General features: G+C 71.0%; 19 protein-coding genes. 12 read left to right on the top strand and 7 right to left on the bottom strand.

Annotated elements, in window-relative coordinates; genetic code table 11:
* Positions 1–2 precede the first annotated feature (2 nt).
* Positions 3–803: a DUF1838 family protein gene (locus ACH34Q_RS01405; RefSeq protein WP_395980820.1), complete on the bottom strand. Its 801-nt coding sequence runs from the start codon at positions 801–803 to the stop codon at positions 3–5.
* Between the two features lie 174 nt (positions 804–977).
* Here ACH34Q_RS01405 and ACH34Q_RS01400 point away from each other — a divergent pair, with 174 nt between their 5' ends.
* The 3 genes from ACH34Q_RS01400 to ACH34Q_RS01390 are packed head-to-tail and all read left to right on the top strand — an operon-like array spanning position 978 to position 3,061.
* Positions 978–1,640, top strand: a complete 663-nt coding sequence (locus ACH34Q_RS01400) for a heme oxygenase (biliverdin-producing) (protein ID WP_395980819.1) — start codon at positions 978–980, stop codon at positions 1,638–1,640.
* Between the two features lie 9 nt (positions 1,641–1,649).
* Positions 1,650–2,873 carry an NADH-ubiquinone oxidoreductase-F iron-sulfur binding region domain-containing protein gene (locus tag ACH34Q_RS01395; protein ID WP_395980818.1) on the top strand — a complete coding sequence of 408 codons (1,224 nt, stop codon included), beginning with the start codon at positions 1,650–1,652 and terminating at the stop codon, positions 2,871–2,873.
* On the top strand, positions 2,870–3,061 hold the full coding sequence (locus ACH34Q_RS01390; RefSeq protein ID WP_395980817.1) for a ferredoxin: 192 nt from the start codon (positions 2,870–2,872) through the stop codon (positions 3,059–3,061). The genes ACH34Q_RS01395 and ACH34Q_RS01390 overlap by 4 nt, the downstream gene beginning before the upstream one ends.
* 85 nt (positions 3,062–3,146) lie before the next feature.
* On the opposite strand, the gene ACH34Q_RS01385 is transcribed toward ACH34Q_RS01390, so the two are convergent.
* Positions 3,147–3,812 (bottom strand): heme oxygenase (biliverdin-producing), encoded by a 666-nt coding sequence (locus ACH34Q_RS01385; RefSeq protein WP_395980816.1) that lies wholly within the window; start codon positions 3,810–3,812, stop codon positions 3,147–3,149.
* 100 nt (positions 3,813–3,912) lie between these two features.
* On the opposite strand from ACH34Q_RS01385, the gene ACH34Q_RS01380 reads away from it, so the two are divergent.
* Entirely contained in the window at positions 3,913–4,512 is a 600-nt protein-coding gene (locus ACH34Q_RS01380; protein WP_395980815.1) for a TetR/AcrR family transcriptional regulator, read from the top strand.
* Positions 4,513–4,590: 78 nt separating this feature from the next.
* Here ACH34Q_RS01380 and ACH34Q_RS01375 read toward each other — a convergent pair whose 3' ends face one another.
* The 4 genes from ACH34Q_RS01375 to ACH34Q_RS01360 form a co-directional block, all read right to left on the bottom strand.
* Complete coding sequence (locus ACH34Q_RS01375) at positions 4,591–5,220, bottom strand: neocarzinostatin apoprotein domain-containing protein (protein ID WP_395980814.1); 630 nt, start codon at positions 5,218–5,220, stop codon at positions 4,591–4,593.
* Complete coding sequence (locus ACH34Q_RS01370) at positions 5,187–5,951, bottom strand: hypothetical protein (protein ID WP_395980813.1); 765 nt, start codon at positions 5,949–5,951, stop codon at positions 5,187–5,189. Before ACH34Q_RS01370 ends, ACH34Q_RS01375 begins: the two co-directional genes overlap by 34 nt.
* A complete protein-coding gene (locus ACH34Q_RS01365; RefSeq protein ID WP_395980812.1) occupies positions 5,951–6,955 on the bottom strand; it encodes a hypothetical protein in 1,005 nt (334 codons plus the stop codon). Before ACH34Q_RS01365 ends, ACH34Q_RS01370 begins: the two co-directional genes overlap by 1 nt.
* Positions 6,956–7,107: 152 nt before the next feature.
* On the bottom strand, positions 7,108–8,427 hold the full coding sequence (locus ACH34Q_RS01360) for a hypothetical protein (RefSeq protein ID WP_395980811.1): 1,320 nt from the start codon (positions 8,425–8,427) through the stop codon (positions 7,108–7,110).
* Positions 8,428–8,621: 194 nt separating this feature from the next.
* On the opposite strand from ACH34Q_RS01360, the gene ACH34Q_RS01355 reads away from it, so the two are divergent.
* The 3 genes from ACH34Q_RS01355 to ACH34Q_RS01345 all read left to right on the top strand — a co-directional run bounded on the left by ACH34Q_RS01355 (position 8,622) and on the right by ACH34Q_RS01345 (position 9,864).
* Entirely contained in the window at positions 8,622–8,906 is a 285-nt protein-coding gene (locus ACH34Q_RS01355; RefSeq protein WP_395980810.1) for a hypothetical protein, read from the top strand.
* Positions 8,903–9,133, top strand: coding sequence for a hypothetical protein (locus tag ACH34Q_RS01350; RefSeq protein WP_395980809.1), 231 nt, complete (start codon positions 8,903–8,905; stop codon positions 9,131–9,133). Before ACH34Q_RS01355 ends, ACH34Q_RS01350 begins: the two co-directional genes overlap by 4 nt.
* A 230-nt stretch (positions 9,134–9,363) precedes the next feature.
* On the top strand, positions 9,364–9,864 hold the full coding sequence (locus ACH34Q_RS01345) for a hypothetical protein (protein ID WP_395980808.1): 501 nt from the start codon (positions 9,364–9,366) through the stop codon (positions 9,862–9,864).
* Here the strand turns inward: ACH34Q_RS01345 and ACH34Q_RS01340 are convergent.
* On the bottom strand, positions 9,824–11,848 hold the full coding sequence (locus ACH34Q_RS01340) for an AfsR/SARP family transcriptional regulator (protein WP_395980807.1): 2,025 nt from the start codon (positions 11,846–11,848) through the stop codon (positions 9,824–9,826). The two genes, ACH34Q_RS01345 and ACH34Q_RS01340, sit on opposite strands and share 41 nt — an antisense overlap.
* A gap of 791 nt (positions 11,849–12,639) precedes the next feature.
* On the opposite strand from ACH34Q_RS01340, the gene ACH34Q_RS01335 reads away from it, so the two are divergent.
* The 5 genes from ACH34Q_RS01335 (at position 12,640) to ACH34Q_RS01315 (ending at position 18,860) form a co-directional block, all read left to right on the top strand.
* Positions 12,640–13,785 carry an FAD-dependent oxidoreductase gene (locus ACH34Q_RS01335; protein WP_395980806.1) on the top strand — a complete coding sequence of 382 codons (1,146 nt, stop codon included), beginning with the start codon at positions 12,640–12,642 and terminating at the stop codon, positions 13,783–13,785.
* A gap of 470 nt (positions 13,786–14,255) precedes the next feature.
* Entirely contained in the window at positions 14,256–14,468 is a 213-nt protein-coding gene (locus ACH34Q_RS01330; RefSeq protein WP_395981068.1) for a ferredoxin, read from the top strand.
* A gap of 2 nt (positions 14,469–14,470) precedes the next feature.
* Positions 14,471–15,667, top strand: coding sequence for a cytochrome P450 (locus ACH34Q_RS01325; RefSeq protein WP_395981067.1), 1,197 nt, complete (start codon positions 14,471–14,473; stop codon positions 15,665–15,667).
* 119 nt (positions 15,668–15,786) lie between these two features.
* Positions 15,787–16,434: a PadR family transcriptional regulator gene (locus ACH34Q_RS01320; protein ID WP_395980804.1), complete on the top strand. Its 648-nt coding sequence runs from the start codon at positions 15,787–15,789 to the stop codon at positions 16,432–16,434.
* A 257-nt stretch (positions 16,435–16,691) separates the two neighbouring features.
* Positions 16,692–18,860, top strand: coding sequence for an MMPL family transporter (locus ACH34Q_RS01315; protein WP_395980803.1), 2,169 nt, complete (start codon positions 16,692–16,694; stop codon positions 18,858–18,860).
* Positions 18,861–18,933 lie beyond the last annotated feature (73 nt).

Here is an 18,933-nt window from a genome sequence, read left to right as displayed (position 1 = left end):
CATCAGGGAGTCGGCCCTGGTGAAGCGGCCGGATGGCGCTTCTTGAAGGCGGTCCAGCTGGTCTCGCTGACCGGCGACCACTCCGCCGGCGCGTGCCGGAACTCCGGCCGCCGGTCCTCGACGAACCGCCGGAGCCCGGCGGGGACCTCCGGCCAGCTCGCGACCTTCATGCCCCGGCAGTGGTACAGCAGGGCGCCGGGCCGGTCCGCCATCCGCATCCACGGGAGCCAGGGCGCCATCCGCGTCCACGACAGCGTGCACGGCACGCTGTCGAGCGCGGGATCGTCCAGGTCGGCCGCGCGGGTGAAGTACTGGAACAGCTCCATCGCCCGGTAGACGTCGTCCCCGGAGTTGGCCGGGTAGCCGGCCACCGGCAACGGGGACGGGTAGGCCAGCAGCACGTCGGCGTTGAAGACGACGTCGCCGCCGAGCCGCGTCATCGGCAGCCGGAACGGGCCGCGCGGTCCGTCGGCGAGCCAGCGGAAGTCGACCGGGTCGTTCCAGACGTGCTCGATCTCCACATGCTCGCCGGTGTAGCGGTTGTCCCAGCCGTCGACGACCTCCCGCGACACCGGGTCGAGATAGCTCGCCGCCTCCCGGGTGAGCAGCTCGACGCCGCCGTCCACGGCGACCGCGCGGCCGGCGTTGACGCCCTCGAAGCCGAACAGATGGTGCGGCCCGTCCCCGGGCAGCCATGCGTAGACGTCCCCCGTCCACCAGACGAACACCTCGCTCCCGCCGCGCGCCGCGCGCACCCGGACCAGGTCGTCCAGGGCCTGCCGGGAGTCCCGTTCAGGGGGCATGTCCACTCCTCTCCGGCGCCGGCCTCGGCCGGGCCGTTTCACGACGGCATGTCGTCAAAGCCCTTGACGTCCGCCGCCATCTTAATGACACTCTGTCGTGAAACATCGTTTCAACGCAAGCGTTTCCCCGAGCGTCGTCCGCAACGGCGGCGCGACCGCCGACAAGGAGATCCCGTGACCCAGACACCGGACGAGGGCTTCGCCGACCAGCTCAGGAAGGCGACCTGGACCGACCACGAGGCGGCCGAGTACACCCATTACATGCAGGCGCTCCTCGGCGGCCAGATCTCCAAGGACGGCTATGCCGAGATGGTCGCGCAGCACTACTTCGCCTACGTCGCCCTCGAGGCGGCGGGGCACGCGCTGGCCGGCGACCCCGTCGCCGGGCCGTTCGTGATCCCCGAGCTGGAGCGGGTGGCGGCGCTCGAGCACGACCTGGAGGTGCTCTACGGCGCCGGCTGGCGGGACGCGATCCGGCCGTCCAAGCCGACGCTGACCTACGTGGCGCGGATCAACCAGGTCGCGGACTGGCCGGGCGGGTTCGTCGCGCACCACTACACCCGCTACCTGGGCGACCTGTCGGGCGGCCAGGTCATCCGCAAGTCCGCCGAGCGGGCGTACGGCTTCAGCGGCGACGAGGGCGTGGGCTTCTACAACTTCCCGGAGATCCCCGACTACAAGGCGTTCAAGATCGGGTACCGCGACAGGCTGAACGCGCTCGGCTTCGACGAGGTGGAGACCAGGCGGATCGTCGCCGAGACGCTGCTGGCCTACCAGCTCAACACCGAGGTGCTGGCGGAGCTGGGCAAGCGGATGACCGAGTTCAAGGTCGCCTGAACGGCCACGATGCGCTTCCCCCTGCACGTCCGGCCGCTCGGCCCCGCGCGCCTGCTGGCCGCGGCGCCGGGCGGCCGCGCGCCCCGCGGCCCCGGCCCGTCCGGGACCGAGATCATCGAGATCGCCGGCGCCGCCGGGATCCGCGGCCGCGGCGGGGCCGGCTTCCCGCTGGGCGCCAAGCTCCGGTCGGTGGCCGACTCCGCCGCGCCGCGCCGCTACGCGGTCGCGAACGCCGAGGAGGGCGAGCCGGGCTCGGTGAAGGACCGGTTCCTCATCCGCGAACGGCCGGGGCTGGTGGTCGAGGGCCTGTCGCTGGCCGCCCGCGCGGTCGGCGCGGAACGCTCGTACCTCTACGCCTCCGACCGGATCGGCGCCGACGCCCTGGAGAAGGCGGCGAGCCCCTTTCCGTCCCTGGAGGTGGTCCGGGTGGAGCCGGCCTATGTGGCCGGTGAGGAGACCGCCGTGATCCGCGCCATCGGCGGTGGGCCCGCGCTGCCCGTCGTCAAGCCACCGCGTCCCTGGCAGGAGGGCCTGTACGGAGCGCCGACGCTGGTCAGCAACGCGGAGACGCTCGCCCAGCTCGCCCTGGCCGTACGGCTCGGCCCCCGCGCGTACCGGGACGCCGGGACCGGCGACTCGCCCGGCACGTTCCTCGCGACCGTGTCGGGCGGTGGCCGCCCGCCCGTGCTGTACGAGGTCCCGTACGGCGTACCGCTGCGGGAACTGGCGCGCGCTCACCTCGGCGACCCCGCCGCGGTGACGGGCGTCCTGGCGGGAGGGCTGGCCGGCGGGCTGCTGCCGGCGGCGCGCCTCGGCCTGTCGCTCACCCACGCGGCCTTCACCGCGGCCGGCAGCACGCTCGGCTGCGGCGGCTTCGTGCTCCTCACCGGCGAGTGCCCGGTCGAGGTCGCCGCCGGCGCGGCGGCCTTCTTCGACCGGGCGAACGCCCGCCAGTGCGGGCCCTGCGTGCGCGGCACCGAGGCGGTCGCCGGCCTGCTCGCGGAGCTCATGTCGGGGACCGCCGGGCCTGCCGGGGCCGCCCGCCTGGAACGCATGGCGGGCGGTCTGGCCGGGCGCGGCAACTGCGCCACGCCCGACGCCGTCAGCGTGCTGGTCGGCTCGCTCTTCCGTCACCACCGCTCCTTGGTGGACGCGCACACCGTCCGGGGCTGTGCCCGCTGCGCCGCGGCACGGCCCTTCGATATCCGGATCCCGTTGGGAGAGTCATCATGAAGAAGGTCGTCATCGACGCCGCGGCCTGCGACGGGCAGGGCTACTGCAAGCGCTTCGCGCCCGAGGTCTTCGACCTGGACGAGTGGGGCTACGGCAAGGTGATCAGCGAGGAGATCCCCGATGAGCTGGGCCCCAACGCCGAGGCGGCGGTGGAAGCCTGCCCCAAGCAGGCGATCAAGCTGACCTGAACCGCCGCTGAGCGGAGCCGCCCCTGCCGGATCGTCCGGCAGGGGCGGCTCGCCTTCTCGTCCCGGAACCGGGGGAGGAGGACACTCAGGCCAGGCCCGCCTCGTCGCCGAGTTCGATCGTGATGGCGGTGTTGGCCTCGAACGCGCGGGTGCCCTCGGCGACCAGCGCACCGACGTCCTCCGGCCCGGTCGGGACCGCGTTCATGCGGTCGTGGTAGCCGGGGATGAAGGCGGGCCGGTCCTCGATGCCGGCGAAGTCGTAGAACCGCATGCCCTCGCCCTCGGGCAGGCCGTACGTGGCGGTGAGCATCTTGGCGAGCGTCGCCCCGCCGTGCAGGTACCCGGCATAGCGGATCCAGTGGTGCGGTACGAGCCCGAGCGGCCATTCCTCGCGGACGTGGCGCAAGCGGGCCACGTACGCGTCCGTCCCCGGCGACGGGCTCAGCTCCGCCCGCCAGTCCCGGCCGTGGAAGTACGCGAGATCGCGCTCGATCGCCTCGGTACGGTCGAGCTCGGGCAGCCGGAGCCGGCCCACGGCGGGATCGTCGCGCAGTGCCTCGGACGTCGCCTCCAGGGCCGAGTAGACGAAGTGGAAGCGCACCAGCCAGCGGCTGTAGGCCTCCCTGGTCAGCCTGCCCTGGAACATCGCGAGCATGTACGGCGTCTGCTCGGCGGCCTGGTGGGCCGCCGTGGTGCCCTGGTAGAGCAGCCTGGACAGGGGCTCCCGGTCGGCGGTGGTCTCAGCCGGCATGACGACTCCTTTTCACGACAGTATGACCTAAAGATAACGACAGGTTGTCGTGAAAACAATGCCTTCGAGCGGGCCTGATCCAACCGTGAGAAGATGAGGCATGCCTAAGATCTCGGCCGGCACGCTGGGCGAACACCGTGCGCAGACGGTGGACCGCATCTTCGACGCGGTCGCCCGGCTCTCCCGTGACCGCGGCATCGACACGATCTCCATGACCCAGGTGGCCACCGCCGCCGAGGTGACCCGCACCGCGCTGTACAACTACTTCCCGGACAAGGCGGCGCTCCTGCTGGCCTTCACCGAACGGGTCACCGCGTACTTCATCGAGAGCTTCGAGCGGGGGCTGCCCAAGAACGCCGACGCGACGACGCGGCTCCGCGCGTTCGTCCGCCTGCAGCTGCGCGGGCTCATCGCGCACCCGCACCCGAGCGCGGCCGAGGTCACCGCGGCGCTCGGCCCCGAGGCGTACGAGGCGCTGGCCGCGCATGTGGCGCCCATGCAGCGGATCCTGGCGGGCATCCTCGCCGAGGGCGTGGAGTCCGGCGAGTTCCGCCGCACGGACATCGACGCGACCGCGCGCAGCATCCTCGCGGTGGTGGGGGCCGAGCGGCTCCCGCTCATCGCCGACGCCACCACCATCCGCAAGTCGGAACGGAACGTCACCGCCTTCGTGCTGGCGGCCGTCGCCGCCTCACGTTGACTCGTGGCGAGTTCGCCTCCAAGGGCGACGCCAGGGGCGAACACGCCACGAGTCAACGGGGAGAGCGCCAGCCGAGGCTCAGGATTCGCGCCTCCGGCGCGGGATGATGAAGAGGGCGGCACCTCCGGCCATCACCAGTGCCGAGGCGACCAGCGCGAACGTGGGAACGCCGTCGGGGCTGCCGGTGTGCGGCAGCTGGTCGCCTCCGCCGCCCCCGCCCCCGCCCCCGCCACCGGTGCCGCCATCATCTCCGTCCTCGTCATCTCCGCCGCCACCGCCGGTTCCGAAGGTCAGCGGGACCTTGGCGAGCACCTGCGTCGGATCGAGCAGGCTGGTGGCGGCGATGACGCAGGCACCGGCCTTGGCGGTGCAGTCGACGTCACCGATCTCGGCGACCAGCACGATCGACTTCGGGCCTCCGCCGCCGGGGGTCCACTTGCCCTCGGCGTCGCTCTTGCCGCCGACCAGGGCCTTGTCGTTCACGCAGGCCCCCTGGGCGAGCCGCGGCTTGCACTGGCCGATGACGATGGCCTGCAGGTCCGGCTTGAGACCGGTGAACGACTCGACGGTGAGCGCGTCGCCCGCCTTGAGCCCGGTGGACTTGCTGATCTTGAGCGACGGGGCCGCGAGCGCGGTCGGGCCGAGGCCCAGTACGCTCACCGCTCCGATCGCGGTCACGACGCCGAGGCGCCGGTAGGACGAACGCATCTCTCCTCCTGAGGATTGCCGGATCGGTCAGTGGCCGGATGGGGGACGGAACGGAGCAGCTCGGCGATCCGCGCAGGGCGCGGGGCCAGGACCTCGGCCGCGACCCGCCCGTTCCCGAGCACGCAGGCCCGGGCGGCGATCGAGAGCGCCACCGGGATCACCGGTTCGGCGAGGACGGCGGCGGTGCCCCCGTCCAGCAGCCGCCGGACGACGACCGGCAGCGCGCCGGCGGACGGTCCCGCCAGTCCCGGAGTGAGCCCGTCGATCAGCAGCAGCCGGGGCCGGCACAGCAGCGCCTCGGCCAGCCCGAGAAGCCGGTGCTCGCCGTCGGTCAGCGCGCCCACCGGTGCCCGGGCCCGGGCCCGCAGCAGCGGGAAGACGCCCAGGACCGCGGCCGCCGTACGGGAGGCGCCGTCGCCGAGCGGCCGGGCGCGCTCGCGCAGGTGGTCCTCGACCGACTGGGTCCTGCCCCGGCCGGTCGCGGGGCCGATGGGGTGGCCGACGCCGATTCCCTTCGGCTGCTCCGCGCCCCGCAGCAGCACCGCGCCGCCTGAGAGCGGGGTCCGTCCCGCGAGGACCCCCACGACGGCCCGCGCCCCGGGCCCGAAGAGCGCGACCGCCTCGCCCGGTTCGACGCGCAGCCCGACGCCGCGCAGTCCGCCGAAGTCCGGTGCCGTCTCCAGGGCCCGGGCCTCCAGCAGCGGCGGCTCCGCCCGGGACCGAAAGCCCATCACCGCCGCTCCTGGAGGAACCGGTCGAGCGCCGCCAGGTCCACCGGCGGCTCGCCGCGGCTGCGCAGGTAGGCCACCAGTTCGGCCTGGTCGATCTGGCCCGGGACGCCGTTCGCGAGGTCGGCCCTGTCGAGGTGGGCGAGCAGCTCGCCCACCTCGATGGCGGGGCCGGAGCGCGGGGCCACCTGGTGGACCGCGGGCGCGAGGGCGCCCGCGGAGGCGATGGCCCCGCGCGTTCGTGCGGCCGCCCTCCGGGCCGAGCGGCGCCGGAGGGTGAGCCGGATCCCGAGGAGCAGCAGCAGCGCGGCGAGCGCGTTCGCGCCGATGAGGCCCCACGGGTAGGTACTGAAGGAGGTCTTGAACGGGACGGAACCGGCGTACCTGCCGCCCACGACGAACGTCCCGAACGACGCGGCCGGGAGTTCCACCGGGATCCGGTACGTCGCGGTCTCGCCCGGTCCGATGCTCCCGCTCTCCGGCGCGTCGAGCGGGCTGTCGGGCTCCTTGCCCGCGCCCCAGCCGGCCACCAGCGGGGCGTCCTTGATCGGTTCGGCGCCGGCGTTGCGGATCCGTACCACCAGGGTCCGGCGCGGAGTGCCGCCGAACAGCTCGCCCCGCCCGCCGCCCCCGACGACGTCCAGCCCGACCACGTCGGCCTGGACCGGGACGACCTCGGGGAGGATCGCGCCGGTCCGGTGCCCCAGCACGGCGAACGGGATCGTTCGCTGTAGCGCGCGTCCGCCGGAGCCCGGCAGTGTCGCGGCCCGGATCACACACGGGCACGCGCTGGGCGGCGCTCCTACCGCGAGCCCGGCCTCGAACGTGCCGGTGGGAGCGATCCGCGCGGTGACTCCGAACCGGGTATCGCAGTCGGCCGAGCCGTGCACCGCGTTCTGCCCGCAGATCTGGACCTGCACCATGGCGCCCGGCGTCCAGGCGCTGCCCCTGACCCGTACGGCGGTCCCCGCCGGGGCTTCGCCGGGCTCGGCACTGAGGCCGGGCACCTCGACGAACCGGCTCTGCGTACGGGCCTTGATGCCGTCACCGGCTGTCAGCTCGACCCGTACGGTGACGGCTTCCAGCGGCGGCGGGCCGTTCCACGGGCCGACCGGGCCAGGACGCGGGGAGCGCCCTGACCCGGCCGGGTTCCGATCGGTTAGGAAAGGACGACGGTGAGCACGGCCTGGTACCGCCCCGCTCCGGTCACCGCCGGGACGTCGAGCTCCAGCCCGGCATCGGCGCTGTAGACGCCGCCGACGATCGCGCCGCCGTCACCGTTCGCGCCGCTGCACAGCGTCGCCGCCGTGGTGGTGCTCAGCGGGCCGGGGCTCCCGGTCATGACCGGAGTGGCACCCGAGCCCGCCGCGCAACGCGGCGTCCAGGCGAGATTGCCCGCCGGGATCTTCGGTCCTCCTGCGGACGCGAGGTCCGTCATGGTGGCCGTCAGCGACCAGCCGGTGCCGCCGCCCCGGGCGTCGATGACCTCGACCTGCTTGATGCCGCCGGTCGCGGTCCTGGGCGTGCCGTCCAGCGTCACGGCGCTCAGCTCGACCTCGCCGGGCTGCTGGGACATCGTCAGCTTCCCGCCGGCCACGCCGAGGTTGATCCGCTGCTCACCGCACTGCCCGGCCGGCTTGCCGGCGCACGCCCCGGTCGGCGGCGGCACCTTCTCGGTCACGGTCAGCCCGACGGTCTTCTCCGCCGACCCCTGCGTGACCCGGACGGTGCGCGCACCCGGACCGGCGTCCTCGGCGACCGTCGCCGTGCCGGTGAGCTTGCCCGTCCCGTCCACCGAAGCCGACACATCGGTCAGCCCCGAGGCCGAGCACGCGGCGCCGTTCTCATCGCAGAGGGCGAGCTCCACCGGCCCGCCGCCCCACCGGACACCGCCCACCGTGATGGTCCCGCCCTGGTGGACGGTGCCCGGATCGATGGTCAGCGACGGCCCCGCGTCGGCGACCTTGACCGAGGCGAGCGTCGGCGGGTTCGCCGGCGCCTGGCACGCGATCGTTGCCGCCACCCCGGAGGCGTCGATGTCCATCGTGACCGTCCTGGGAACGATCGCGATGTCGCCGGGGGCGGCGGCGTTGAACTTGCCGGTCAGCTTGTTGATCGGAATGGGCTGGTTCGCGGGGACGTTCCCCGTCTGCTTCGCGGTGGTGAAGGCGAACTCGCCGGACGCGGCGCCGGAGTACGCCATCGTCCCGCTGGTCGTCCAGGACAGCACCGGCAGGGGCGACCTGCTCGGCATGTCGCTCAGTTCGACCTCGACCGTCACATCGTCGCCGGTGGTAGCGGTCGCCGGTGCCGTGACGGTGACCGTAGCGGGGTAGGGGAACGCGTTGCCGAGGACCGTGCAGCTGTAGTCCACCTGCGCGGTACCGGCGTACGCCTGGCCGGCCGCCATCGGCACCATCGAAGCGCCCGCGACGGCGGCCGCCATCGCGAGCGCTGTGAATCTGGGGGGTCCTGCCATCAGGAGTGCCGCTCCTTCATATCGGCGCCCCGTCACCGAGACGGGACGCGCGGGCAGCCGGCGCCGCACCACCAGTCCGCCTCGCAGACCGGCGCCCACAGCAAATGTTCCACCTGCAGGAACCATGTTCCGCAAGTGCCCACAGCGAACTCTGCAGCGTCCCTGATGTCAAGAGTCCCGAAGACGATGTTTCAATGGCCGGACCGCTGTTTCAGATCTGCGGCAACGGCGCCGTTCATGCGGACGACCTGGAACGCCAATGGCGCAACACCGCTGCGCAGCCGCCCCGTACGCCCGCCGCCGGCGGCCGAAGCCGGTCACCGTCTCCAGCGGTCGCGCCGGCGCCTTCGCCGCGATCCGCATCCAAGGACGGTCCGGTCGGCATCAAAGGCCGCGAATACGGCCTTTACCTGCACATGACCCAGGAAGTCATGGGTAGGGATTCCCCCTCGGATTCGAAGGGAGGTGAGGAAGGATGAAGTCCCTGAGCGGGCTCCTCAACGGGGTGCTCGCCCCGATCGTGGGCCTGCTGACGGTACTGGTGCGAGGCGTCCTGGCCATCGTCATCTGGCTGCTCGCCACGGTGCTCATGGTGGTGTCGGTCGTCCTCTGCGCCACCGTGCTGCTGCTACCGCTCGGCATCCCGCTGCTGCTGCTCTCGCTGCGCCTTTACGGCCACGGCATCCGGGTGATCACCGGAGGATGACCGAAGACGGAGTTCCGCACCGGAAGCACGGTTGAGGAGAACGGTCGACGTCGAAGGCGGCGAGCGTCACCATGGCGGTGATGTCCCGAGCATAGAAGGACCTCGATCACTGACACGGGATGGCCTCCGGAGCCACGGGCCCGGCGCGCTGCCTGCTGCGGGCTGGTCGGGCTCAAACCGAGCCGCGGCCGCGTCCGTGCGGGCCGGACACGGGCGAGGCGATGCTCGGTATGGCGTACGAGTTCGCGCTGACCCGTACCGTTCGCGACGCGGCCCACCTCCTGTACGCCGTCCAAGGACCGGGTGTCGGCGACAAGTACACCGTCCCGTCCCCGCGCCGGCCGTACGCCGCCGAGATCGGGACCGACCGGGGCCGGCTACGGGTGGCGGTGACCGCCAAGGCGTGGTCGGACACCGCGGTCGACGGCCAGGTGGCCGCGGCGGCGGTCCAGGCCGGCCGGGAACTGGAACGGATGGGGCACGACGTCGGTGAAGCCGCCCCGCTCGCCGACTGGGACGCCCGACTGCGTGCCTGGGTGGCCGAAGGAGTCGCGATCGGCCTCCACACTGCTGCCGGCCCGGTCGCAGCCCGGCCCGGCCGTGATGGAGGCGGTCTCCTGGCGGTTCCTGGAGGTGGCCGGGGAGTACGGCGCGCTGGACATGCGTCAACGGAGTCAGGCGGTCAGGGAATCAGGTCGTCAAAGGAGTGGGTGCAAGGTATTCGCAGGTGAGACGTTCGTGGGCGTACAAGCGGGTGAGCCGGTGGAGCCGGTAATGCGTATCGTTCGAATTGTTGTGGACGGCGGTCTGCAGCAGATGATGGCCGACCAGCCTGTTGAGCTGGGTCTCCACGGCGTGGATGGGAGCGCCGAGAAGGCCGGCTGCCGTGGTGGCAGTGAAGTTCTGGGGGGGCAGGAGGCTGAGCAGTCGGAAGGTACTGCGATCACGAAAGTCGAGAACGTTGTAACTGCAGTCGTATCTGGCGCGGACGTCGTACTCGGCATATCGGAACTGGTCAAGTGGCGCGGGGTCCGACTCCAACAGTTTCACCATCTTCTGGAGAGACCAGGTGCGCATGGAGGCAAGCCGCGCTCCGACCGAACGGATGGCGAGCGGAAGATGACCGCAGTGCTCCACGATGGCCTGCGCACTCTGCGGCTCGGCGGTGGTGCGGTCCGCACCGATCATGCGACTGAGCAGTTCGAGGCACTCGGCGGTGGACATGGTTCCGAGTTCGAGCGCCTCGATCCCGGGGAGCCCCTGCAGTCCCCAGCGGCTGGTGATGATCACCGCGCAACGGGGCGTGGCCGGAAACAGCGCGGCCACCTGCGATGCCGAACCGGCATCGTCGAGGACGATGAGAACGCGCCTGTTATTGGTCCAAGTGCGAAAGAGTTTGGAGCGTTCTTCGAGGGTGGGAGGGATTTCTCGAGCCGGGATGCCGACGGCCCGCAGGAAATCGTTGAGCACGTCTGTGGTCCTGGCGAGCGCGTGCGAGCCACCGTGCAGATTGGCGAAGAGTTGACCGTCCGGGTAACGGGACTTCTCCATGTGGGCGGCGTGCAGTGCGAGCGTGGTCTTGCCGACGCCGGTCATCCCGCAGATGGAAACGGCCCGCGCGGTGGTACGGAGCGTGTCGGCGTCATCGTCGCCGGGGACCAGCCCCTGCCGTGCGCGGTGGAGTGGTTCGGCGTGCCCGATGAAGTCGGCGATGTCGGGCGGGATCTGGGCGGGAAGGACGAGCGTTTCGGAGTAGGCGCGCAGCCCTTCCCGAGCCGCACCCGCGCTGTTCGGGCCGCCGGAGACGCGGCGGGGTCCGACCGGGGGAGAGATCGTGCCGGAGTCCACGGCCTCCGCATTGTCCCGGGCGTCGGCGTCGTACCCCTCATCGCGTTCGGAGGCGGTCTTCGCCGATCCCCTTGGCATGCTCCCCGCAGCCTCCACTGAGGGGAGGCCCTGGTCGTCCGTGGCCGGGCGGTCGGCGCTGAGCAGGCCCTGGTGGAGTCGTTGCAGTGGAGTGGACGGTTCGAGACCGAGTTCGTTGATGAGCGTCGTCCGGAGTCTGCGGTAGACCTCCAGCGCCTCGTAGCGCCGGCCGGAGTGGTTGAGCGCGGTCATGAGGTCCCCGTGGAAGCCCTCGTGCAGCGGATAGGTGAAGATCAGCTGCTTGAGCTCGCTGATCAGCTCCTGATGGCGGCCGAGCCGCATGTCGGCCTCGATCCGCATCTCCAGTGCGCGAAGCTGGTTCTCCTCCAGCCGGGTCACATGAGCCGAGAGGATCTCGCCGGTGGTGACGCCGACCAGCGCCTTGCCACGCCAGAGCGTCAGCGCCCTGGACAGGAGATCCGTGGCGCTCTCCGGGTCACCTTCCTTGAGCGCGTGCCTGCCCGCGCTGATCAGCCGCTCGAAGGCGCAGACGTCGAGGTTCTCATCGCGGACCTCGAGGAGGTACCCGGATTGCTGGGTGTGCAAGCTGGCCAGGCCCGACGGGTCGAGCACGTCCTTACGGAGCTTGTAGATGTAGGTCTGCAGTGTCGTCATCGCGCTGTCGGGCGGATTATCCGCCCACAGTTCGTCGACGAACTCGCTGACCTGGACCATCTGGTTTCTTCGCAGCAGCAGGAAGGTGAGGACCTGGCGGACCTTCGGTGCGGTCGGTGTAATGTCTCGATCTCCGTGGAGTACTGCCAGCGGCCCGAGAATGAAAAACCCCATTCTTCCCCCTGGTGGCTGGAGCGTTCTCATTGGCACATGGGTCGCATGCTAACTGTGACCTGCTCGAAGTCAACTCGACGACGGCTTGATCGGTTTCGGCTGTGATTATTTCGGTGTGGCGACTATTGCGATGCCGCCGTCGTTTGTGGTCGTGCCGTTCTTTCTTCCGGCGGCGGCCGGTGGAATATTGGCAAGTTCTGCCATGGTCATCGGCGGTTCCCGCGGGAGGGGATGGCAGGGGATGCTCATATGCGGCGGCGCGAGTCTGGGGGACGGGCTCACGATCGTGTCGGTCCGTTCGATCCGTGCGGGCAGTACCCAGTTCCGGGCAGGGGTGATTCGATCACATAACGAAATTGCTCCGTATACGCACCGCTGTTATCTCCGGTGTAGGGCCGAGAAATCGATCACCGGCCCCTGTGGGTTTCCCAACGCACGGGCGGTCGTTCTTGGAGCTGGCCTCTTTCGGACAGGGCTTGACAGCGTCACGTCAATCTGCTGCCGTGATGCGCGCCGTTGCGTTCGCAGCCGGATCTCGTGATCACTTGCCCGAGGTGCTCCATTGGTGGAAGCATTGATCGGGATAAGATGTGGAATATGAAGGACGAGGCGACGATTTCTATCGCCCGCACCTCCTACGGAAGGTTCCCGCTTTGTCGGACCGGCATCCGCATGTACTGATTATCGGCGCGGGTCTGGGAGGGGCCTGCCTGGCCCATGGCCTTAACCGCGCAGGAATCAGCGCCGCCGTCTATGAACGGGAGCGGACCAGGCCAGAGGGCTATTTCGGGGTGCGGATCGCGGTCGGCGCCGAAGGGCGCCAGGCACTGCGGGCCGCGCTCCCCCCCGATCTCTACCAGACGTTCATCGCCACCTGCGCGGCTCCGCCCCGCAGCCTGAGCGTTTGTTCCAAAGATCTCGACGACCTCTTCTCCAGCGATCTGCCGGTTCCCGGGTGGGAGGGGCGCACCGTCGTCACGAGCCCCATGACACTGCGCCAGGTGATGCTCACCGGAATCGAGGACCTCGTCCGTTTCGGCAAGGAGTTCACCCACTATGAGCACGGGCCCACAGGCAAGGTGACCGCCTACTTCGCCGACGGCTCGCGGGCGGTCGGCGACATCCTCATCGGGGCGGACGGCGCGGGGTCCCGGGTTCGGGAACAGAGCCGGCCGTCGATGGACGTCCATGGATGCGGGCTGGCCATCGCCTACGGCAAGGCCGACCTCGAGAACGTTCCCGCGGCGAAGCTGCACCAGGGCCTCACCGTGGTGAACGACCGGCGCGGCATTTCTCTCTTCACCCAAGTGATGAACTTCCCGTGGAGTCGCCCCGGAGAACTCAAGAGCCATGTGGGAGGCATCCAGGCCGCGCTCATCGACACCTGGCCGGGGTTGCGCCACGACGACACCACTGACCACCTCATGTGGGGGCTGATGGGACCGGAGTCCCTCATTCCCGGCGCAGCCGACATCGCGGATATCGCCCGCGATTGGCATCCGGCTCTCCGGACGGTGCTCAGCCGCAGCGATCCCGCCACGGTCAGGGTGCGGCCCGCCGTCAATGCGGGCGCCCTCCGGCCCCGGCACCCCACAGGGGTCACGCTCCTCGGCGACGCCTGCCACTTCCAGGTCCCCGACGTGGGCATCGGGGCGAACGCCACACTCCGCGCGGCCGTGGAACTGTGCGGCCGGCTGTCGGAGGCCGCCGCCCAGGGAAGCTCTATCGCCGAGGCGGTCGCCGCGTACGAGAATCGCCTACGGGACTCCTCTTCGGTGACGTACCGCTCCCACATGCGATGTCTGACCCGCGCCGCTCGGCTGCGCAGACCCTTGATCGGCTCGATGCACCGCACCCGTCTGCGGGTGGCCGACCAGGTTCCCGGACTGCGCAGGCGTGTCGTCGGCGGCTACGCATGGCTGGACGGACTCGTCTGAGCCCCGGGCGCGGGTGCCGGTACGCGACGCTCGTGGTCAGTGACGGGCACGCGTCAGCCTTCTGGCCTCGCATGGAGACGCTCCTCCAACTCCAGGAGGAGCCGCCGTTCCTCGGCGGGCAGATGAGCATAGGCCGTGGCGGGGTCCCCTGGTGCGGTCGTCGACCGCAGAGCGAGGTACACCTCGGCGTTCGGCCACGCATTGGCGCCGATGTACATGAGCCCGACACGCAGAGAGCGCATGGCCCGCCGCAGGGCCGCTCCGGTAAAAGCGATCATGGATGTCCTTCGGTCACCGGGTCCGGCCCAGAGCCTCCGCCGGCCACCTGTTCCCCGGGTCGAGCCGCACTCGACGCACCGCCCCCGGCGATGCTCGAGCCCATCCTGACCGGGCTCTCGCAAGCTGGCCCTGACGGCGCCCTCCCCGGTGGCCCGGGCGGGCGCGCGCCGGCAACGGGAGCAGTGATCGTGATGCGCGTACTGGTGAACAAGGAGACGTGCGTGGTGAGCACCCTGTGCGTCCATCGTGTGCCGCGGGTCTTCGGCCAGGACGAGGACGGGATGGCCGAGGCACGGCGACCCGATCCGCCGCCGGAGCTGTGGGAGGCCGTCGCCGAAGCGGCCCGGGACTGCCCCAGCCGGTCGATCCACCTGAAGGACGCGTCCGCCGAGGAGCCTTCGTGAGGATGACACCGCGCGAGCCCATCACCCTTCCGGTGAATCGAAGCTGTCCGTTCGATCCGCCGGACGAGTACGCCCGGCTGCGCGCCGGCCGCCCGTTCGCCGAGATCAGGCTGCCGGGCGGCCGGATCGGAGTGCTGGTGACACGGTACGAGGACGCGAGGGCGGTCCTGGCCGACGCGCGGTTCAGTTCCTCGCTCCTCCAGATGACGCCCCGGGTCGAACTGCCGCTCTCCGAGGAGGACCTCGCGGTGCCACCGGGCACGTTCAGCGTGATGGACCCGCCCGAGCATGGACGCTATCGCCGCCTGGTCGCACGCCACTTCACCCGCAGGCGGATGCGCGAACTGACCGGGCTGATAGAGCGGAACGCGGAGGAGCGGATCACCGCCATGGTCGGCGGCGGCGCGCCGACCGACCTGGCGGATGAGTTCGCCCTCCCGCTCCCCAGCATGGTGATCGGTGAGATGCTCGGCGTGCCTCCGGAGGATCGTCCGCGCTTCCAGCGCTGGACCTCCACGATGCTGTCGCTGGACGCGGGCCCCGACGAACTGCGGACGGCACGGCAGAGCGTCTACGAGGGCATGGACGAGCTGGTGCGGGCCAAGCGGCGGCGGCCCGCCGACGACATCGTCAGCGAGTTGCTGGACGGTGCGGGCGGGCCCGGCCACGACGAGATCGTCAACATCTGCGCGCTGCTGCTGATCACCGGGCTGGAGACGACCGCCTACATGCTCGGCTTCGGCGTGTACGCGCTGCTGGCGCATCCCGACCAGCTCGCCGCTCTGCGCGGCGACCCGGCCCTCATCGACGGTGCCGTCGAGGAGTTGCTGCGCTACCTCACGATCGTGCAGTACGGCATGATGCGCACCGCCCGCGAGGACACGGAGATCAACGGCCGCCCGATTCGGGCGGGTGACACCGTGGTCGTCTCCGTGGCCGCCGCCAACCGGGACCCGGCGGTCTTCGCCGACCCCGACGTGCTGGACGTGCGCCGCGCGAACGTCCCTCATCTGGCCTTCGGTCACGGGATCCATCAGTGTGTGGGCGCGCAGCTGGCCAGGGCGGAGCTGCGGATCGGCTACACGGCCCTGCTCCGGCGGCTGCCCGGGTTGCGGCTCGCGGTGCCTCCGGAGGATGTGCCGATGGGCTACGACAAGATCTTCCTCGGCGTGCGGTCGCTGCCGGTCGCCTGGGATTGAGCGGTGGCCCGGCCCGTCCCCGGAGGGTGCCCGGTACACCGGGACGGGTGGAGGGGCGCAAACGACGCTTGCCCGGTCTTACTCCGATGCGTATGCTCGCATCGGAGTAAGGAGGGAACATGGCCGACCGGCGCAAGGTGTCCAACCTGCTGGGACTGGCCGTGCTGTCCACCCTCGTGACCAGGCCGATGTACCCCTACGAGATCGCCTCGGTGCTGCGTGCCCGGAGCAAGGGCGAGCACATGGGGTTCAAGTGGGGGTCGCTGTACCGGGTCGTGCAGAACCTGGAGAAGCACGGTTTCGTCCAGGCCGTACAGAGCGAGCGGCAGGGGGGACGGCCGGAGCGCACGGTCTACCGGATCACCGAGCCGGGACGGGCCGAGTTGGTGGACTGGGTACGCGAGCTGGTCAGGGTCCCCGAACCCGGCGAGGACAGGTTCAAGGCCGGACTGTCTCTGCTCGGCGTCCTGGCACCGGACGAGGTCGTCGACCTGCTCGAGCGACGGATCGGCGCGCTGGACGAGCAGATCGCCGCGGCCGAGGCGGAACTGGCCGGCGATGCCGCGCAGCTGCCCCGGCTGTTCCTCGTCGAGACCGAGTACGAGTTGGCGGTACGGACGGCCGAAGTGCGGTGGGTCCGCGGCTTTCGGAAAGAGATCGCCGATGGTTCTCTGCCGGGCCTGCCGCAGTGGCGGGAGTTCCACCGCACGGGCGAGGTTCCGGCCGAACTGACCGAACTGGCAGAAAGGGGCACCGACCCGGACTAGATTCCCGGCCCCCGGGGCGGTGCTGCAACACCGCCCCGGGGGAAACGACCTCGAACCGAACCGCGAAACGGGCATCGGCTGCAAGGTGACATCCAAAGGGTAGCCCGTAGTCCTTTCCGGTTCGCTGCTCACGCGATCCGAACCGGAGGAGACATGCACGATCACATGGTGTGGGCACCTGCCGCCCCAGCGGCCGCCGGCGTCCCGACCCCTTGCCACCCGCCGCTCCGCCCTCACCCGGCGGGGGGTGGCGAGAGATGAGCGAGGCGACCGCGCGGCGCCGCCGTCACCGGTGGCTGGTGCCCGTACTGCTCATCATCGGCTGGGTCGCGTTCCTGGGCGTCGGCGGCGGCTACGCCGGGTCGCTGGGCGAGGTCGTCAAGAACGACAACGCCGCGTTCCTCCCGGCCGGCGCCGAGGCGACCCAGGTGGCGGAGATCGAGCCCGGCTTCTTCGGCGCCGAACAGACGCCGGCCGTGGTGCTCTACGTCCGCGACTCCGGCATCACGGCCGCCGACCGGGCGGCGGTCGCCGGCGACGTCCGGGCCGTCCAGTCCGTCGAAGGCGTCGCCGGCCGGGTGGCCGGGCCCGTCCCCTCGGCCGACGGCCGCGCCCTCCAGCTCGTTGTTCCCCTCTCGACAGCGGGAGACGCCGCCGCGCTACCCGGCGCGGTGGAGGACATCCGGGCCCGGGCGCAGAGCCACCCGGGCCTCACCGCCCATGTGACCGGGCCGGGCGGCATGGCCGGCGACTTCGCGAACATCTTCGAAGGCGCCGATGTACGGCTGCTGCTCATCGCCTCCATCACCGTGTTCGCCATCCTGGTCCTGGTCTACCGCAGCATCATCCTGCCGATCGTGGTGCTGACGACCGCCCAGCTGGCGCAGACGCTGGCGTCGGTCGCGGTCTACTTCCTCGCCCGCGAGGAGGTCATCGACCTCAACGGGCAGAGCCAGGGCGCGCTGGTCCTGATCTGCATCGGCGTGGCCACCGACTACGCGCTGCTGATCGTCGGCCGGTACCGGGAGGAACTGCGTGACCGGGAGTCCAAGTACGAGGCGATCGCGGTGTCGATGCGCCGGTCGGCACCGACGATCATCGCGTCGGGCGTCACGGTGATCATCGCGATGATGTGCCTGCTGCTGTCCGAGCTGAGCTCCAACCGCGGCTACGGGCCGGTCCTCGCACTGGGCGTCTGCGCCTCGCTCATCGCGACGTTCACCTTCCTGCCGGCGGCGCTCGTGCTGCTCGGCCGGGTCGCCTTCTGGCCCCTGCGCCCGGCGTACGGGTCGGAGCACAGGCTGGAGCACGGCATCTGGGGCCGGGCCGCACAGGTCATCTCCCACCGCCCACGCGCCGTCTGGGTCGGCGTGGCGGTCGTCCTCATCGCCCTCGCCGCGTTCCTGCCGACCTTCAAGGCGTCCGGCTCGCCGATGAGCGAGCAGTTCCTCGGTGACAAGCCGGACTCGGTCGTCGGTCTCGAAGTGCTGGCCCGGCACTATCCGGCAGGTGCCGGCGCTCCGGCGCTCATCGTCGGACCGGCCCCGGTCCAGGCAGAGCTGTCGCGGGCTGCCGAGGGCGTGCACGGCGTGGAGGACACGTCGGCCTACGGCGGCGCGCCCGGGTCCCCGCCGAAGGTGGTCGACGGGCGGGTGCTGCTGCAGGCGACCCTGTCCGATCCCCCGGACAGCTCCGCGGCCGAGGACACCGTCGAACGACTGCGGGACGCCGTGCACGCGGTCGACCCCGACGCTCGCGTGGGCGGGACCACCGCGATCGCCATCGACACCATCGACGCGGGCTGGGCGGACCTGCGAACGGTCGTCCCGCTCGTCCTGGTGGTGGTCCTGCTGTTGATGATCGTGCTGTTGCGGGCGGTGGCGGGCCCGCTGCTGCTCATCGCCACCGTGGTGCTCAGCGTCGCCGCGGCCCTCGGGCTCTCGGCGATCGCCTTCAACCAGGTCTTCGACTTCCCGGCCTCCGACGCGTCGCTACCGCTGTTCTGCATCGCGTTCCTCATCGCCGTCGGGGTGGACTACAACATCTTCCTGATGGCCCGGGTCCGGGAGGAGAGCATCCGCCTGGGCGACACCCGCCAGGCGATCGTCCGAGGGCTGACCGCCACCGGTGGTGTCATCACGTCGGCCGGTGTCGTCCTCGGCGTGACGTTCTCGCTGTTCGGCGTGCTGCCGTTCGTTCCCCTGGTACAGATCGGTTTCGTCATCGTCGTCGGCATCCTGATCGACACGTTCATCGTCCGCGCGCTGCTCGTACCGGCGGCCTCCTACGACATGGGACGGGCCATCTGGTGGCCCGCCCGGTTGAGCCGGCGGCACGACGACGCCTCTGGCCAGGGAACGCACGCCGCCTCCGACCAGCGTGACGAACGCGTCGCGGACGCCACGACCGAGGGACACGACACCTGACCGGCGGGCCCCCGAAGGCGGCCCGCGACTCCGCCGCCACGCGCCGGGCCGGGTGGCCGGGGGCACCGCGGGG

The sequence above is a fragment of the Actinomadura sp. 9N407 genome (genome assembly GCF_044326315.1).
Classification (GTDB): Bacteria; Actinomycetota; Actinomycetes; order Streptosporangiales; family Streptosporangiaceae; genus Spirillospora.
Note: the sequence above shows the minus strand (reverse complement) of the source record. Positions and strands in the feature narration are given on the sequence as shown.

What these genes read in the sequence shown, in the direction of transcription:
- ACH34Q_RS01325 (WP_395981067.1), top strand. Translation starts at nt 14,471, where the DNA reads ATGACACCGCGCGAGCCCATCACCCTTCCGGTGAATCGAAGCTGTCCG.
- ACH34Q_RS01375 (WP_395980814.1), bottom strand. Translation starts at nt 5,220, where the DNA reads ATGCGTTCGTCCTACCGGCGCCTCGGCGTCGTGACCGCGATCGGAGCG.
- ACH34Q_RS01345 (WP_395980808.1), top strand. Translation starts at nt 9,364, where the DNA reads ATGGCGTACGAGTTCGCGCTGACCCGTACCGTTCGCGACGCGGCCCAC.
- ACH34Q_RS01340 (WP_395980807.1), bottom strand. Translation starts at nt 11,848, where the DNA reads ATGGGGTTTTTCATTCTCGGGCCGCTGGCAGTACTCCACGGAGATCGA.
- ACH34Q_RS01370 (WP_395980813.1), bottom strand. Translation starts at nt 5,951, where the DNA reads ATGGGCTTTCGGTCCCGGGCGGAGCCGCCGCTGCTGGAGGCCCGGGCC.
- ACH34Q_RS01355 (WP_395980810.1), top strand. Translation starts at nt 8,622, where the DNA reads ATGGCCGGACCGCTGTTTCAGATCTGCGGCAACGGCGCCGTTCATGCG.
- ACH34Q_RS01330 (WP_395981068.1), top strand. Translation starts at nt 14,256, where the DNA reads ATGCGCGTACTGGTGAACAAGGAGACGTGCGTGGTGAGCACCCTGTGC.
- ACH34Q_RS01380 (WP_395980815.1), top strand. Translation starts at nt 3,913, where the DNA reads ATGCCTAAGATCTCGGCCGGCACGCTGGGCGAACACCGTGCGCAGACG.
- ACH34Q_RS01385 (WP_395980816.1), bottom strand. Translation starts at nt 3,812, where the DNA reads ATGCCGGCTGAGACCACCGCCGACCGGGAGCCCCTGTCCAGGCTGCTC.
- ACH34Q_RS01315 (WP_395980803.1), top strand. Translation starts at nt 16,692, where the DNA reads ATGAGCGAGGCGACCGCGCGGCGCCGCCGTCACCGGTGGCTGGTGCCC.
- ACH34Q_RS01320 (WP_395980804.1), top strand. Translation starts at nt 15,787, where the DNA reads ATGGCCGACCGGCGCAAGGTGTCCAACCTGCTGGGACTGGCCGTGCTG.
- ACH34Q_RS01350 (WP_395980809.1), top strand. Translation starts at nt 8,903, where the DNA reads ATGAAGTCCCTGAGCGGGCTCCTCAACGGGGTGCTCGCCCCGATCGTG.
- ACH34Q_RS01405 (WP_395980820.1), bottom strand. Translation starts at nt 803, where the DNA reads ATGCCCCCTGAACGGGACTCCCGGCAGGCCCTGGACGACCTGGTCCGG.
- ACH34Q_RS01390 (WP_395980817.1), top strand. Translation starts at nt 2,870, where the DNA reads ATGAAGAAGGTCGTCATCGACGCCGCGGCCTGCGACGGGCAGGGCTAC.
- ACH34Q_RS01395 (WP_395980818.1), top strand. Translation starts at nt 1,650, where the DNA reads ATGCGCTTCCCCCTGCACGTCCGGCCGCTCGGCCCCGCGCGCCTGCTG.
- ACH34Q_RS01360 (WP_395980811.1), bottom strand. Translation starts at nt 8,427, where the DNA reads ATGGCAGGACCCCCCAGATTCACAGCGCTCGCGATGGCGGCCGCCGTC.